Annotated in this window: 1 protein-coding gene; it reads right to left on the bottom strand. The window is 56.3% G+C overall.

Going from position 1 to position 1,677, the window contains the following annotated elements; all coding sequences use genetic code 11:
* Positions 1 to 153: 153 nt before the first annotated feature.
* Positions 154 to 1,302: a redoxin family protein gene (locus tag BLS48_RS34520; protein WP_091586688.1), complete on the bottom strand. Its 1,149-nt coding sequence runs from the start codon at positions 1,300 to 1,302 to the stop codon at positions 154 to 156.
* Between the last annotated feature and the right edge of the window lie 375 nt (positions 1,303 to 1,677).

The raw sequence follows: 1,677 nt of genomic DNA, 5'->3' as shown, positions 1-1,677 counted from the left end.
TCAATCGCCGAGCAGTTCGCCATCCTCACGGCATAGAACGCCGACCCGGATTCCTGCCATCCTTTGTCCCGTTTCGATCTTTGCGACAGAACCGCTGTCTTTGGTTGATAAAGGCCGCGTACGATTTCGAACCGCTCTTGTTCCGACCCCTTCTTAGGTTTGCTCCTCGGCCACCCCATTGACGTTGGGAGAATCCTTTTGCGGAGCCACACAGATAGTGCCGTGACAAACCTTCTCACCCTTGTAGTTGGCCAGAGCCTGCAGCAACTGCGGTAGAAGGTGCTGTTTCAGGTCGTTCGAGATAGGCTCCGGACCGTCCAGCGCCTTAAGTGCCTGCTCGACCAACTCGATCGCGCGATCTTTGTTGCCGCTCTTATGATAGTACTGAGCGACCATCGGATAAGACATGAACTTAGAGCCGTCGCCTTGCGGCAGTGCCACGATGTGTTTAGACAGCTCTTCGCCCATCGCAAAGCGCTCAGCAGACGGCAAGCCGGCATAATCAAAGCACGGCGCGAAGAGTAGGAATAGCCCGTAATATATCCAATGCTTGGACTCTCTGTCGATCGCGTCGCGAACGAATTGGCGCATGACGGGCAAGCCGGCCTCCATGTCGCGCATTTTGTGAAGCAACAGATGCGCATGAGTCACGCGGAAATCGAAGTTGTCGGGCAACAAGGTGATGCCCTCTTCGATCGCCGAGAGCGCCGTCTTCCAATCCTCGGTCTGCATTGCCGGCCCAAGTTTGTCGTATATGGGCTTCTTCAGCGCTTTTTCGCGCGCATGGGTTTCGCCTTTCTCGATCCGCTCCCTGTCGGCGGCTTTCGCTTGATCGCTGGCGCGCCAGCTGCCGTTAAGCACCTTCGGCAAGACCTCATCGAGTTTCGTCGGACCACCAATAAAGGCGATGTGGGCGTCTCGGTCGACCACGAACGAGGTGGGAATCGTGAAAGAAAAGCTGGGCTCCATCCAAAGCTTTTTCATTTCGCCTGTGGAGTCGAACGCCATCCGATAGTTCAGATTCGAGAACTTTTCGGTCAACCAGGCGTCCAGCTTGCTTCGGGCCTCATCGGCCGTTGGAGCGGCTTCAGAAGCCGCGACTCCGACGATCTCAACGCCGCTGTCCCTGTATTTCTCCTGCAGCTGCATCAGATGGGACATCCCGTCCACACATGGGCCGCACCACGTTGCCCAAAATTCGATGATGTAAACTTTGCCGGGCTCAAAGGTCGTGAGGGGCTCGCCACGCAGCCAGTTCTCGACTTTAATCGAAGGAGCCGGGGAGTCGATCTGCAACACCACGTTGCGGTGCAAAGCTATTTCCAAAGGTTTCTGCACGAGCTGGTTTCCTCTCAGAGACGGCACACGGGTTCAGGGGAGAGAGCATCGCTCGTCTTGCCCATTGCGTGCAGTCGCCAACAAGAGGTGCAAAAGCCGTGCCAGGGCGCTCAGCGCGCTCAGCGCGCGGTAAGCGCCTGTTTGCTTTGAAAAACCTCACAGTCCCACATGGCCGGTCGTAATGACCTGACATTTTTGCGAATGTTTGTTCTGAACCTGACATTTTGTCCGCCGCTGTCAGGCTTGGTTCTGTCGCAAAGATCGAAACGGGACAAAGGATGGCAGGAATCCGGGTCGGCGTTCTATGCCGTGAGGATGGCGAACTGCTCGGCGATTGAG

Origin of the sequence: Mesorhizobium qingshengii, from assembly GCF_900103325.1 — a bacterium.
Taxonomy (GTDB): domain Bacteria; phylum Pseudomonadota; class Alphaproteobacteria; order Rhizobiales; family Rhizobiaceae; genus Mesorhizobium; species Mesorhizobium qingshengii.
Note: the sequence above shows the minus strand (reverse complement) of the source record. Positions and strands in the feature narration are given on the sequence as shown.